The organism is Fructilactobacillus cliffordii (genome assembly GCF_024029355.1).
GTDB classification, from domain to species: domain Bacteria; phylum Bacillota; class Bacilli; order Lactobacillales; family Lactobacillaceae; genus Fructilactobacillus; species Fructilactobacillus cliffordii.
This window is the reverse complement of the sequence record NZ_CP097117.1, coordinates 246,705-260,737: the sequence shown is the minus strand read 5'-3', so window position 1 is coordinate 260,737 and position 14,033 is coordinate 246,705. Positions and strand designations below refer to the sequence as shown.

The window sequence follows — 14,033 nt, the reverse complement described above, 5'->3', positions numbered from 1 at the left end:
TTACCAGGGGGCTTTTTATTTAGGAGGAATGAAAATGGCACAAATTACGTTTGAATTTCCAGACGGACGCAACCAAGCGTTTGAGAATGGAATTACGATTGCTGAAATTGCTAAATCAATCTCAGTTAGCTTAGCTAAAAAAGCCATTGCCGGAAAAGTTGATGGTCAGTTAGTGGACGTCCAAGCTCCGTTAACGGCTGGTGGTAAGTTAGAAATTATTACGGCTGATTCAGAAGATGGTTTAACTGTGTTACGCCAAAGTGCAGCTGAACTACTGGCAGCGGTAGTAAAACGAGAATTTCCCGGAGTTCGACTTGGTCGCTTAGCTGCTGATGAAGACGGATTTTACGTTGATACGGAAAAAGATGAACGGCAAATTAGTGCCGATGAATTAAATGGCCTAGCTGACAAGATGCAGCGGGTCATCAAGGATAACGCATCCGTTAAACGAGTAACTTTAAGCAAAGATGATGCTTTAAATGAAGTTAGTGGTGATCGATACCAGACGGAATTAATCAAGACACTTGATAGTGATGAAATTCCTTTCTACGAAATTGGTGGTCAATTAGTCTACGCTCAAGTTGTTGCTGCTCCTAGTCTTAAGGATTTAAAGCACTTTAAACTGTTATCTGTAGCCGGAGCATACTGGGAAGGCAAGTCGTCTAACCCCATGTTACAACGGTTATACGGAACGGCCTTTTTCAAAGCTGCTGACTTAGAAGCAGACTTAAAGAAACGGCAAGAAGCCCGCGAACGTGATCACCGGGTGATTGGAAATAACTTAGACCTGTTCTTCGTTGATCCAAAGGTCGGAGCTGGATTACCATACTGGATGCCAAACGGGGCTACGATTCGGCGGACGATTGAACGTTACATTGTTGACAAGGAAGTTGCTAACGGTTACCAACACGTTTATACTCCAGTCCTTGCTAACTTGGATCTGTACAAACAGTCTGGTCACTGGGAACACTACCGTGATGACATGTTTCCACCAATGAAAATGGACGACGATGAAATGTTGGAATTACGGCCGATGAACTGTCCTTCCCACATTCAAATTTACAACCACCACATCCGTTCTTACCGGGAATTACCACTCCGGATTGCAGAACTAGGAATGATGCACCGTTACGAAAAATCGGGAGCCCTCAGTGGATTGCAACGGGTTCGGGAAATGACGCTTAACGATGGTCACACGTTTGTGGCTCCGGATCAAATCCAGGATGAATTTAAGAAGATCCTGAACTTGATGATGGAAGTTTACCATGACTTTGACATTGACAACTACACGTTCCGGCTTAGTTACCGTGATCCAGAAAACACGGAAAAATACTTTGATGATGACGAAATGTGGAACAAAGCGCAAACGATGTTGAAGGGTGCCATGGATGAATTAGGGTTAGACTACGTCGAAGCCGAAGGGGAAGCAGCCTTTTACGGTCCTAAACTAGACGTACAAACGAAGACGGCCCTTGGCAACGAAGAAACGTTGTCAACGATTCAACTGGACTTCATGCTACCTGAACGGTTTGATTTACACTACGTGGGGGAAGACGGTCAAGAACACCGTCCCGTTATGATTCACCGTGGTTTAGTTTCAACGATGGAACGGTTCACGGCTTACCTAATTGAAATGTACAAGGGAGCTTTCCCAACTTGGTTAGCACCAAAACAAGTGCAAATCATTCCAGTTAGTGATGAAAAACACGGTCAATACGCGCGCCAAATCAATGAAAAACTGCAAGCCATGCACATCCGGTCGGCAGTTGACGAACGTTCCGAAAAGATGGGTTACTTAATTCGGGATGCGCAGACGCACAAAATTCCATACACAATTGTGGTTGGTGACGATGAAGTTAACAACGACACGATTTCGGTTCGTAAGTACGGAGAAGACGACAGTCGGGAGTTATCAATGGATGACTTCACGGTTGAAATCATGAAAGACATCGCTAGTTACTCACGCGATGAGACTAAAGATGATAAAACAAAAGAAAAGGTTGACAAGTAATTGTAGCCTTGATATGATTAAATGGTTAAAAGCAGAGGCTTCCCGCTTCTCGCCTTAGTGACAAATGGTTGCTGGGCTAATCGGATGCAATTCTATGGGTAATCCCATAGAAAAAGGCGGGAGCTCGGTTGAGTTTCCGCTTTTTTTCTGCTTTGAAATTTACTTGGAGGTGAATCACCATAGCAAAAAGAGATCAAATGGTCAACGATGGAATTAAAGCTCGTGAAATGATGGTTATTGATGATCAAGGAAACAAGCTTGGTTTGAAATCAAAGGCGGAAGCAATGCAAATTGCTGAGGATGCCAACTTGGACTTAGTCTTAGTCGCACCAAACGCTAAGCCAGCGGTTGCTAAAATTCTTGATTACGGGAAGTACCGATTCAATCGGCAAAAGAAAGAACGAGAAGCCCGTAAGAAGCAAAAAACGGTGAGTGTGAAGGAAATTCGGTTGAGTCCAACGATTGATACCAATGACTTCAACACGAAGTTGAAGAATGCGCAAAAGTTCTTAACGAAGGGCGAAAAGGTCCGGGTTTCAATTCGATTTAAAGGTCGGGCTATCACGCATAAAGAAATTGGTCGAAACGTCTTGAATCGGATGGCTGATGCGCTGTCTGACATTGCGACCGTTACGCAACGAGCTAAAATGGATGGCCGGAGTATGTTCTTGATGCTTGCACCAAGTAATAAAATTAAAAATTAGTTTACGTTTGTAAACCAAAGAGGAGGAAATTGTTATGCCAAAAATGAAATCAAACCGTGCAGTTGCTAAGCGGTTCAAGAAAACTTCCAAGGGTGGTTTAAAGAGTGCCCACGCCTTTACTAGTCACCGTTTCCACGGAAAGACGAAGAAACAACGTCGTCACTTACGTGGGACTCACATGTTAAACAACATTTGGGTTAAGACCTACACTGAATTATTAAAGAAATAAACTAAGTTAAATTTTAATCTAGGGGGATTTTAATATGCCACGAGTAAAAGGCGGAACTACTACACGGAACCGGCGCAAACGCGTCCTTAAATTAGCTAAAGGATACCGCGGTGGAAAACACCGGCTCTTTAAAACTGCTAAAGATCAAGTAATGAAATCACGGGAATATGCTTTCCGTGATCGTCGTAACAACAAGGGTAACTTCCGGAAACTTTGGATTACTCGGATCAACGCAGCAGCTCGGATGAACGACATTAGCTACAGCAAATTAATGCACGGTTTAAAGGCCGCTAACATTGACGTAAACCGGAAAATGTTGGCTGACTTAGCTGTGAATGATGCTGATGCTTTTGCAGCCTTAGTTGCCGAAGCAAAAAAAGCTTTATAAAATAAGCGTAAAAGACTTCTGCTAGTGATGACTGGTGGAAGTTTTTTTGCTTTCACGGGGCTACTATTTCTCCAGCAGATGCTTTAAAATAAAGGATAAATGACAAAGAAGAGAGGGTTTTTATGTTAAGAGTTTTTAAACCAACCTGGATGGTGGAAAGTGTTTTTCATATTTCCCCCCAAAAACTAAAGCGGCACGGGATTACGACTGTTTTGGCTGATTTAGATAATACCCTCATTCCTTGGAACAATAAAACCAGTACGCAAAGATTACGGCACTGGATGGAATCCTTACATGCCGCCGGAATCAAGTTAGTGGTGGTCTCCAACAATAATCCGCGTCGCGTCAAACACGCAGTGGCTGATCTGCAGTTGCCGTTCGTGGCCCATGCTCTAAAACCACTACCGGTCGGGATTAAACGGGTGCTGAAACGGGATCATCTCAATCGAGGTGAAGTGGTGATGGTGGGTGACCAACTATTAACCGACGTATTAGCGGCCAATAACTGTAAGATTAAGAGTATTTGGGTTAAACCCCTCGTGAAAACTGATTTATTACCCACCAAGATTAACCGTCAGTTAGAAAAACTGGTCTACCGTTTAATTCGCAAGAAATATCACTTACAGTGGAAGGAAGATATTGATTAATGAATCAAAACCAAGGAAAAGAGCCAACTGAAACAGAACCATTGCTTTGCATCGGTTGTGGGGCTCAGATTCAAACCACGGCTCCAGAAGCACCGGGATATACTCCGAAAGGAGCCTTAGCGAAAGGACTGGAAACCGGAGAATTGTATTGCCAACGCTGTTTTCGGTTGCGTCATTACAATGAAATCCAACCAGTGAGCGTTTCTGATGATGAATTTTTAAATTTACTGAGTCAAATTGGGACAACCAACTCACTGGTAGTCTATGTGGTTGATATTTTTGACGTCAACGGGAGTTTGATTCCCGGTTTGCAACGCTTTGTCGGTGATAATCCGGTGCTTGTAGTGGGCAATAAGGTCGACTTACTCCCGGCATCATTTAAACCCAAGAAGGTCAAAGATTGGCTACGGCAAATGGTCAATCGGGCCGGAATTCGTCCGGTGGGCGTGGAACTGGTTTCAGCCAGGACCAATCAGTCGGTCGATGATTTATTAAAAGTCATTAATCAAAATGCCCGTAATCGAGATGTTTACGTCGTTGGAGTCACTAACGTGGGTAAATCGACGTTAATTAACCAAATCATTCATCAAAGTTCGGGCGAGGAACAGGTTATCACCACGTCCAAGTTCCCGGGCACTACGCTTGATTTGATCAAGATTCCATTGGATAACGGGCATGATTTAGTTGATACGCCAGGAATTATTCACGCTAGTCAAATGGCGCATTACTTAAATAGTCATGACTTAAAATACGTTTCACCCCAAAAACGGATTAAACCCCGTTCTTACCAGTTAAATGCGGAGCAAACTCTTTTTTTAGGGGCGTTAGGTCGGTTTGATTACGTGAGCGGAACCAAAGCAGGGTTCACGGTCTACGTTGATAATAACCTCATGATTCACCGGACCAAATTGGAGAATGCTGATGCGTTTTTTGAAAAGCACGCGGGAGAATTACTAACTCCACCAGAAGGAGCAGAAAATGTCATTCCACTGCAACGCCATGAGTTTAAGGTGACCGATACTTCTGATTTAGTGATTGAAGGATTAGGTTGGATTACTGTGCCCAAGGGCAGTGTCGTAGCCGGGTGGGCGCCGAAGGGTGTGGCCGTTTTAATTAGAAAATCAATGTTTTAACAAAGGGGAAACTATGCAACTAACAGGGAAACAAAAGCGATTTTTACGGTCCAATGCAAACCAACTCCGGCCGATTTTTTCGGTGGGGAAAAACGGGCTCAATGACGTCTGGTTGAAAGAAGTCGCTCAGGCAGTTGATAAGCGAGAATTGGTGAAGGTCAGCATCCAACAAAGTGCGGACGTTGCTCCGGCAGATGTGAAAGCCTTTATTGAGGCTAACAGTGACATCCAGGTGGTTCAAACGATTGGGAAAACGGTCTTACTTTTTCATGAATCTAGTCAGCCGAACCACCGGGACATCTCTCACGGAGTTTACCAACTATAGGACTGTGTGATGCGAAAATTAAAAGTAGGATTACTCGGGGGGACCTTTAATCCGGTCCACCAGGGACATTTAATCATTGCAGAGCAGGCTTTAGCTCAACTGCAGTTAGATCGAGTGGACTTTCTTCCGGACTTTTTGCCACCCCATGTGGATCATAAAGAAGCCATTGCGGCTCATCATCGGGTGGCCATGTTGCAATTGGCAATCCAAAAGAACGAACACTTTGGTCTAGAACTAGCAGAAATTGCACGCCAAGGAAAAAGTTATAGTTATGATACGATGAAAGAGCTGCAATCCCAGCATCCTAACGTGGAATACTATTTCATCATTGGCGGCGATATGGTTGCCTACCTTGATAAATGGTATCGGATTGCTGATTTAATCCAGCTGGTCACCTTTGTGGGGGTGAACCGACCGGAAACAACGGCAGATTCTCCCTACCCAGTCCAATGGATTAAAGTGCCGGCTTTTGCGGTGTCTTCGTCATTGATTCGTACCAATCTCAGTCAAGGAAGAGCCGTTCGTTACTTATTACCAGATTTAGTTTTAGATTACATTAAGGAGCATCAACTTTATGGCACACGTTAATTTAAATTATCAAGCCTATGCAGCTTTTAATCGGGATGAAATCATTGCTAAGATGAGCAAGCATCTCAAGCAATCTCGACTCGACCATTGTTTGCGCGTTGAACAGACCGCCCTTGAGCTGGCCCAGGAAAATGACGCGGATGTGACCGTGGCCGGATTAGCTGGTTTGGTGCATGATTATGCCAAGCAGCGTGATGTAGATGAGTTTACGGCCTTAATTAAGCAGGACCACCTTGATCCAGAACTCTTAAAGTATGGTCGAGCGATCTGGCACGGGTACGTGGGTTACTTAATGATCCAACGGGAACTTGGCATTAATGATAACCGGATTCTCCGGGCCGTCAAATACCACACCATTGGGGCTCCCGTGATGGACGTGTACGCGCAAATTGTCTATATGGCAGACTACATTGAACCGGAACGTGATTTTTCCGGGGTTGATGAAGCTCGCGCAATTACCCATCATAACCTGTGGGACGGGGTCGTTTACCAAAACGCCCAAACGATGAAACGATTAGTGAATAACCAACAAGCCATTTATCCAGCTGCAATCGTTGCTTACAACGTAATTGCGGCTGGTCAAAAATAGGAGGATTAATGAATAATCAAGCCATTTTAGAAACAGTTGTGAAGGCTGCCGATGAGCGGCGGGCACACGACATTGTCGTTTTAAACATTGAAAAATTAAGTGTAATGGGCCGCTACTTTGTCATTATGGATGCTGATTCTGATCGGCAGGTCAAAGCAATTGCCAATAACATTATTGATAAGTTAGAAGAACAACAAATTTCCATTAGTCACGTCGAAGGAAAAGATCAGGCGAACTGGATTTTAATCGAATCTGGGGAAGTCATTGTTCATGTGTTTAAAAAAGAAACCCGTGAATTTTACAACCTAGAAAAATTGTGGGCGGATGCACAGGTGGAAGATGTTTCTGCCTGGATCACCGAGGATTAAGCAATGATTTACAGTCAGTTTGCTACTTTTTATGATCAGTTGTTTGACAACGACCTGTATCCGCGGTGGGTGAATTATCTGCAAAAATACGTGCAACCTGGTGCGAACGTTTTGGACCTTGCTTGTGGTACAGGTCGCTTACTGGTGTTGTTAGGCCAAGCTGGTTATACGGTAACGGGGGTCGATTTGTCGAGTGAGATGCTCGCTTTGGCTAATCAACATGCTGAGGCAGCTGATTTAGAAATTCCGTTGTTTCAACTCAATATGTTAGCTTTGGATGGCTTGGGTGAATTTGATGCGGTGACCTGTTTTGATGATTCTCTGTGTTACCTATCTGATTTAGATGAAGTTACCCAGTCTTTCCAGCAAGTTGCCCAGCATCTGGTTACCGGTGGTCAATTTTGTTTTGATGTGATTACCCCTTATCAAACCGACGTTAAGTACCCAGGATATATGTATAACTATCAAGACGAGGAGCAGGCCTTTATGTGGACCACTTACGCCGGGGAATGGCCGCATTCGGTGGAACATGATTTAACCTTTTTCCTGTATCAAGCAGATTTAGATGCTTACCAGTCTTATTCTGAAACCCATTACGAACGGACCTATGAACTAGAAGCATATCAACAAGCCTTGCAAGCGGCCGGGTTTACCAACGTTACGGTTCGGGCCGACTTCGGGGAACAACCGGTTACGGAGCAAACCACCCGGTGGTTTTTCCACGGAGTTAAGGCATGAAACCAACGGCCGTAGCAATCATTGCTGAATACGTACCCTTTCATAATGGTCATGTGTTTCAGTTGCAGCAAGCCCAGCAACGAACCCAGGCGGATGTTACCGTAGCGATTATGAGTGGTAATTGGACCCAACGAGGGGAGCCAGCCATTTTTGATAAGTGGACGCGGACGAAAATGGCGTTGGCCAGTGGCATTGATTTAGTGGTGGAATTGCCAGCCGTGGCTGCCGTTCAACCGGCCCACTTGTTTGCTCAGAATGCAATCGAACTGGTCCAAGCGCTGGATTGTGACTATTTGGCCTTTGGCTGTGAACATGCTGAGTGGGATTTTAATCAATTTACGCAGCAGCAAGTGCAACCTAGTGGAACGGAATTTGCAGATCATCACCGTTCCTTTCCTGAAGCTTTTCAACAAGCTCTGCAACGCGAACTGGAAATTGAACTGACGGAACCCAACGACACCCTTGGGTTTTGGTATGCGCAGGCGGTGGCGGCACACAATGCTTCGTTGCAATTAGTTCCCATCAAACGACGGGTGAGCGGGCATCAGGAACAGGATCTACATGCCACGATTTCTAGTGGAACGGCGATTCGAAAAGCCTTGTTGGCACAGAATCGGAACTATTTAACCAGTGTACCAGCGGCCACGGCTCAGTTAATGGCCACGGCTCAACCCGTTACGTGGGAACAGTATTGGCCATACTTGAAGTACGCCATCAGCTCCCACTCGTTAGCAGAATTACGGAATGCTTATCAAATGACAGAGGGTCTCGAGCATCGAATCAAACGAGCTGCCGTGGCCGCTCATTCCTTTACCGAATTTCTGGAGTTAATTAAAACCAAACGATACACTTATCCGCGGTTGCAACGCTTGTGTACGTATATCTTGTTAAACTACCAAACAACCGCCGTGGCTGCTTATCAACCGGTCCTGCGGATTCTAGGGATGTCTACGGCCGGGCAAGGTTATCTGCACGAACTCAAAAAACAGTTGCCCATGCCGTTGATTACCACGGTTACGAAGTCGTTTTTAGAAAACGAACTGCAACTGGAAAACCGAGCGGGATTAATTACCGAAATGGTCACCGGGGTAGTTCAGGACCGCCGGCGTTCTGTGATTAGAACGGAAGCTATCAAGGAGTAGACCTTGACATCGATTTTTATTGTCAGTATAATTGGGGTTGTTGCATTGGAGGTATTTACATGAAATGGTCCTTTGAAAAATTACAAAGCTATCAAAAGGCACCGTTTGAGGAACAGGGGGAGTTGGATTTAAAGTCCGATTTAACGACCCGATATCCAGATGAAATTTTGGATGCGACGCCGTTTACGGTGAATGTTTCAGCGATGGCCGATCATGGTGATGTAATTGTGGATGCGGACGTGCAGGGAACGGTTACGGTTCCTTCATCACGTTCCCTAACTCCATTTAAGTTGCCACTCCAGTTTCACTTTACAGAAGTTTACGTTAATACAAAAGCAGCCTTGAATCGTTATGAAAACGATGTTGTCGTGATTAAAGTTGATGACGACGGCGAGGTTGATTTTAGTAAGGCAGTGGCAGATAATGTAATTATTCAGATTCCGATGCATTTACTTTCTCCAGATGAACAAGCTGGGGCAGCAATGCCAACCGGTGACGACTGGGAAGTGATTTCTGACGCTGATTACAAGCATCAGCACGAGGAATCTAATCAAGTTGATCCACGTCTTGCTAATCTGAAACAGTTTTATGCGGATGATGACGACAAGGCTTAAAAATTCACTAGTGGAAATTAATTAAAGGGAGGTTATTACTAATGGCTGTACCAAAGAGAAAAACTTCTAAAGCAAGAAGAGATATGCGTCGGGGACACATTAAGCTGACAGTGCCAGGCATGAGCCCATGTCCTAACTGTGGTGAATTACGTAAGTCTCACTACGTTTGCCCTAGCTGTGGCTACTACAACGGCAAAGAAGTCGTTGCGCAAAAGAACAACTAATTAATTGATTAGAACCAAGAAAACACCATGGGTTTTCTTGGTTCTTTTTTATTCATCTTGACTTTCGAGGGGCCTTTGCTAGAATACGGGTAACTAAAAATAAGTAGTTGTTCAAGTTATTTTTGGTGCTAATTTTTATTATTCAAATTTACCCTCCTTAAATTTTGCAAGCCAGTTAAGCTGGTTAGTAAAATGCAAAGGTGAAAGTAGGAAGTTATGCCGCAAGTAAATCAAATAAACCAATCAGTGTTGCAGTTTTTATTTAAAGGGAAAATGGGGATTGAGATTGAAGAACATCGTGTTGATCAAGAACGTCAGAGTCTTTCTCAATTTGATCATCCCCAGCAACTAGGTAATCGGCGCCATCAACCTTATTTTCAAACCGATTTTTCTGAAAGTATGGAGGAACTAATCACAGCGCCACATCACCGGCTCGTGGGGGTTACGAATCAACTTCACAATTTACAACAATTGTTAAACGAACAGCTGCAACCCAATGAGATTATATGGCCGTTGTCCATGCCACCTCGGTTACAAGCGGATGACGTCACCTTTTTAGAACAAACCTTTAAACGGGAATGGTATCAGGGCTATCGTGATTTGTTATTGGCCAAATATGGGCCGTTACGACACATTATGTGTGGGATTCACGTGAGTTATTCACCGGATCCAGCAATTGTGACGTGGTACCAGGAACAGCATCACCTGGATAATTTTACGACCGCGAAGAATCAGTTGCTATTTCAAATTACTCAGCATCTAGTAGGCTTTCGCTGGCTCTTGACCTATTTATACGGAGCAAGTCCTTTGGATGAGAATCAAGCCGGTCCCCAAAAGCCAGTTCGTTCAATTCGGGCTAGTCGGAAAGGATTTGCTAACTTACCGGATGTTCACATTGAATACAATACTCTGACCGGTTTCATTCAAGCCCAAGCGGATGCAATTAAAACGGGACAATTATTTGCTCCTAGCGAATTCTACGGACCAGTCCGGTTAAAGGGCAGTGATGATTTAGATACGCTTTTGGACACCGGAATTCAATATTTGGAGTTACGCGTGCTAGATGATGATCCGTTTGCATTAGATGGGATGCAACTAAGCACGTTACAGTTTGTTAAACTACTGATAATATCGGGAATTCTCTTTCCACGTGATTGGGATAAAGAGAAGCTGCAACAGGCTGCCAATGCTAATCAGCAGGTGGCCGTGTCCGCTCCTACTGAACCGTTGCCAGCTAAGTTACACCTGCAAGCCCAGCAGTTAATTGATCAGTTACAATCGGTACTGGATCAACTGCCAAATGCTTCAGAATGGCAAGCAGCACTAGCTTTAGTACAGGAACAAATTAATGATCCGAAGCAGACCATTGGGGCCCGATTAGTGGATGAGATTAAGGACAATTCCTTAATGGAATTCGGGTTCCGGCAGGGTGAACGGTTCAAGCAAATGCGGACGCAAGTACCACCGCAGGAACAATTTCGAGAGATTGCGCCAGAGTTGATTCCCCAGTATCGTTACTTAGCGGAGACGGGAATTCCGTTTGTGGTTGACTCCCCAACGAAGTTTACTGTGCAACCAGATTCTGAGCAGATAATGACAGTCACTGATAAAACATCACTGACGACGTTACAGTCCCGCTATGACAACCACGACAAGGGTTAAAGGTAACTGTTTCCCAACAAATGTGGTACAATTCAAGCATTACAATTAAAAAGGGGGTTTCACTATGAATGGTGAAATTTTGGGTAACACTCAAGATCTAGCACAACGTTTGATCGCGAAAACTTACCAAAAAGTGACGATTGGACTGATTATTACTGGATTAGTAATGGCCTTTATGGCCACGTTCATGCGTAACTTTATTATGTCGATGGGATTAGGAACATCTTTGATTTTCCTAGTAATCATGTTGGCACTAATGTTTATGTTATCGCGTTCAATTAGTAATGAAAACTCAAGTCCTTCGACCGCCAATGCGATTTATTACACAATGACGGTATTGTTTGGGGTTTCCGTGAGTCCGTTGTTGGTGATTTACAATATCAACACGATTGGATTAGCCATGTTGGCAACTGCCGTTATGTTTGGGGGCTTGACATACTACGCTAACCACACCAAGAAGGATTACATTCCGATGTCTATCTACTTGTTCTGGGGTTTGTTAGCTGCCATTGTTCTTTCAGTTGTGGCAGTTTTCATTCGAGTTCCAGGTTTCTACTTACTGATTGATGTAATCATGTTAGTTATCTTTGCCTTCTACATCATCGTGGATACGCAGAGTGTGAAACGGTTTGCCAACCAAGTTAGTTCAGAAGCTCAGTTAGAAAAATTCAGTACTTTAGGTGCTTTAAACATCTACCTGGATGTTTTGAACTTGTTTGAAATTCTGGTTGAATTAATCGGAATGGGTCAAAACAATAATAATTAGTGATTAAATCAAAAAAAGTCGTTCCCAGCGGGAACGACTTTTTTTAGTCATCATGATGATGACGTTGTTTATTCTGATTGCGTGGATGGTGATTGGTTGCTTCAGATTCCTTGGTTTCTGCTTTTTCTTCCGTTTCAATCTGATCCTCTGCCTTAACAATCTCATCTGGAACGACCACTTTTGGTGGGTTACGTTTGGCTTCGGCATTAACCTGCGCCACGATTTTAGGCCGATAAGCATTAACGATTAATTGTTGTAAGATGGCGAAGAGTCCACCGATGAAGAAGTAGATTCCTAATCCGGCTGGAGAGGACATGGTTACAAAGAAAATCATGATGGGACTGATTAACATCATGAAGCCCATTTGTTTTCGTTGATCCTTGGGCATCCCAATCATAGACAGGTAACCTTGAATTCCGTAGACAATCAAGGATAAAATGGCGAGTAATAAACTCTTTTGTCCTAGTTGAATCCCCATGAAAACGGTGTGGGACAGTTGTGGTGAGTACCGAATGGCTGCGTATAGAGCAGCAAACACTGGTAACTGAATTAAAAGCGGCAGACAGCCAATTCCACCGGTCATACTGATGTTATTGTCCTTGTACAAGCGCATCATTTGTTGGTTTAACTCCACTTGCTCTTGCTGGGTTTTGGCATTTTTCATCAGCTTTTGTAACTTAGTGAGTTGTGGTTTAACCAAGGCCATTTTTTCTTGCTGGACGGTCGATTTTTTCACCTGGCTGACCATCATGGGTAACAGTAAGAGTCTGACCACGACGGTGATCACAATTAAGGACCAACCGTAGCCTCCTACATACTGAGCCAGCCAATCCATGACGTGCTGCCCGGGAACGGCTAGGTAATCGTAAACAAATCCGTATGGCTTTCCGTGTGCATCAGTCTGGACACACCCAGACAAAGTGAAAGCAGCGAGACCGGCTAAGCCTAGTAACGCTAGTTTTTTTCTTTTTTTCATTTAACTTACTCCTTTGGTTTCAATCATAGCTATTATACTAACCTAAACCCCCATTAACTTCAATTAAACTCACTAAGTGCGGTGGAAGTTAACTACAACCTTTTTTGAGGAATGTGATAAAATGACGTTAATAAGTGAGCGAGTGGTGATTAAAAAATGGAACGAATTGATTCAAAACATAATCAACAAATTAAGCAGCTCAAAAAATTAGCCACTCCCAAGGGACGCAAGCACCAACAGCGTTATTTACTCGAGAGTTGGCATCTGGTTCAAGAAGCGCTATCCGCTTTACCGGCAGCTGAAATTGAAATGATTTATGCAACGGACGACCAGTATTTAGAGCACGGTTCAAAATTATCTGACCTTCCGGTGACGTTGATTTCTGACGCGGTCGCTCAAGAGCTGGGAGAAACCACAACTCCCCAAGGAATTTTTCTGGTTTGTAAATTGCAAGCTCCCGTAGTTGAACCAGACTATCATGGCGCATGGTTATTGCTAGACCAAGTGCAGGATCCAGGTAACATTGGAACCATGGTTAGAACTGCTGATGCGGCGGGTTTTGCCGGAGTGGTTTTTGGCAATGGAACGGCAAGCCCGTATAATGGGAAAGTTTTGCGAGCCATGCAAGGAAGTCAGTTTCACCTTCAAGTTGTAGAAGCTGATCTAAAAGCCGTGTTAGACTGGTTTCACACTAAGCACCAGCCAATTTATGGAACCGAACTGAACCCAGAGGCGGTTAATTATCGCGAGGTTCAGCCCCAGAGAGATTTTGCTTTGATTATGGGTAACGAGGGCAACGGAATGAATCCAGTATTACTGCACCAAACTACGAAGAACTTGTATATTCCCATTACGGGTCACGCAGAGTCTTTAAACGTTGCCATTGCTGCAGCCGTAATCATGTTCCGCATTAAAGCGAACTAAACGAG

At 44.0% G+C, this 14,033-nt stretch carries 18 protein-coding genes and 1 other annotated feature; of the genes, 17 read left to right on the top strand and 1 reads right to left on the bottom strand.

Annotated features, from left to right (window positions below):
* Positions 1-34: 34 nt before the first annotated feature.
* From thrS to M3M38_RS01245, 16 genes are all read left to right on the top strand, one after another.
* A complete protein-coding gene (gene thrS, locus M3M38_RS01320) occupies positions 35-2,011 on the top strand; it encodes a threonine--tRNA ligase (protein ID WP_252814442.1) in 1,977 nt (658 codons plus the stop codon).
* A 23-nt stretch (positions 2,012-2,034) separates the two neighbouring features.
* Positions 2,035-2,165, top strand: a sequence feature (ribosomal protein L20 leader region).
* Between the two features lie 43 nt (positions 2,166-2,208).
* Entirely contained in the window at positions 2,209-2,715 is a 507-nt protein-coding gene (gene infC / locus M3M38_RS01315) for a translation initiation factor IF-3 (protein WP_252767291.1), read from the top strand.
* A gap of 34 nt (positions 2,716-2,749) precedes the next feature.
* Entirely contained in the window at positions 2,750-2,944 is a 195-nt protein-coding gene (gene rpmI / locus M3M38_RS01310; RefSeq protein WP_252767290.1) for a 50S ribosomal protein L35, read from the top strand.
* A 34-nt stretch (positions 2,945-2,978) separates the two neighbouring features.
* On the top strand, positions 2,979-3,332 hold the full coding sequence (rplT, locus tag M3M38_RS01305; RefSeq protein ID WP_252767289.1) for a 50S ribosomal protein L20: 354 nt from the start codon (positions 2,979-2,981) through the stop codon (positions 3,330-3,332).
* 122 nt (positions 3,333-3,454) lie between these two features.
* Positions 3,455-3,979: a YqeG family HAD IIIA-type phosphatase gene (locus tag M3M38_RS01300; RefSeq protein ID WP_252814440.1), complete on the top strand. Its 525-nt coding sequence runs from the start codon at positions 3,455-3,457 to the stop codon at positions 3,977-3,979.
* On the top strand, positions 3,979-5,112 hold the full coding sequence (gene yqeH / locus M3M38_RS01295) for a ribosome biogenesis GTPase YqeH (protein WP_252814438.1): 1,134 nt from the start codon (positions 3,979-3,981) through the stop codon (positions 5,110-5,112). The genes M3M38_RS01300 and yqeH overlap by 1 nt, the downstream gene beginning before the upstream one ends.
* 13 nt (positions 5,113-5,125) lie before the next feature.
* Entirely contained in the window at positions 5,126-5,437 is a 312-nt protein-coding gene (yhbY, locus tag M3M38_RS01290) for a ribosome assembly RNA-binding protein YhbY (RefSeq protein ID WP_252814436.1), read from the top strand.
* A gap of 9 nt (positions 5,438-5,446) precedes the next feature.
* A complete protein-coding gene (locus M3M38_RS01285; protein WP_252814434.1) occupies positions 5,447-6,025 on the top strand; it encodes a nicotinate-nucleotide adenylyltransferase in 579 nt (192 codons plus the stop codon).
* Entirely contained in the window at positions 6,012-6,614 is a 603-nt protein-coding gene (gene yqeK, locus M3M38_RS01280; protein WP_252814433.1) for a bis(5'-nucleosyl)-tetraphosphatase (symmetrical) YqeK, read from the top strand. Before M3M38_RS01285 ends, yqeK begins: the two co-directional genes overlap by 14 nt.
* A gap of 8 nt (positions 6,615-6,622) precedes the next feature.
* Positions 6,623-6,982 carry a ribosome silencing factor gene (gene rsfS, locus M3M38_RS01275; RefSeq protein ID WP_252814431.1) on the top strand — a complete coding sequence of 120 codons (360 nt, stop codon included), beginning with the start codon at positions 6,623-6,625 and terminating at the stop codon, positions 6,980-6,982.
* Between the two features lie 3 nt (positions 6,983-6,985).
* Entirely contained in the window at positions 6,986-7,720 is a 735-nt protein-coding gene (locus tag M3M38_RS01270; RefSeq protein ID WP_252814429.1) for a class I SAM-dependent DNA methyltransferase, read from the top strand.
* On the top strand, positions 7,717-8,862 hold the full coding sequence (locus tag M3M38_RS01265; RefSeq protein ID WP_252814427.1) for a nucleotidyltransferase: 1,146 nt from the start codon (positions 7,717-7,719) through the stop codon (positions 8,860-8,862). The genes M3M38_RS01270 and M3M38_RS01265 overlap by 4 nt, the downstream gene beginning before the upstream one ends.
* A gap of 59 nt (positions 8,863-8,921) precedes the next feature.
* Positions 8,922-9,476, top strand: a complete 555-nt coding sequence (locus M3M38_RS01260; protein WP_252814425.1) for a DUF177 domain-containing protein — start codon at positions 8,922-8,924, stop codon at positions 9,474-9,476.
* Positions 9,477-9,517: 41 nt separating this feature from the next.
* Complete coding sequence (gene rpmF, locus M3M38_RS01255) at positions 9,518-9,700, top strand: 50S ribosomal protein L32 (RefSeq protein WP_252750151.1); 183 nt, start codon at positions 9,518-9,520, stop codon at positions 9,698-9,700.
* 216 nt (positions 9,701-9,916) lie between these two features.
* Complete coding sequence (locus M3M38_RS01250; RefSeq protein WP_252814424.1) at positions 9,917-11,362, top strand: glutamate--cysteine ligase; 1,446 nt, start codon at positions 9,917-9,919, stop codon at positions 11,360-11,362.
* A gap of 64 nt (positions 11,363-11,426) precedes the next feature.
* Positions 11,427-12,128, top strand: coding sequence for a Bax inhibitor-1/YccA family protein (locus M3M38_RS01245; RefSeq protein WP_252767278.1), 702 nt, complete (start codon positions 11,427-11,429; stop codon positions 12,126-12,128).
* 43 nt (positions 12,129-12,171) lie between these two features.
* Here M3M38_RS01245 and yidC read toward each other — a convergent pair whose 3' ends face one another.
* Positions 12,172-13,104 (bottom strand): membrane protein insertase YidC, encoded by a 933-nt coding sequence (gene yidC / locus M3M38_RS01240; RefSeq protein ID WP_252814422.1) that lies wholly within the window; start codon positions 13,102-13,104, stop codon positions 12,172-12,174.
* Positions 13,105-13,260: 156 nt separating this feature from the next.
* Between yidC and M3M38_RS01235 the strand changes: the two genes are divergently transcribed.
* Positions 13,261-14,028, top strand: coding sequence for a TrmH family RNA methyltransferase (locus M3M38_RS01235; protein ID WP_252814420.1), 768 nt, complete (start codon positions 13,261-13,263; stop codon positions 14,026-14,028).
* Positions 14,029-14,033: the final 5 nt, after the last annotated feature.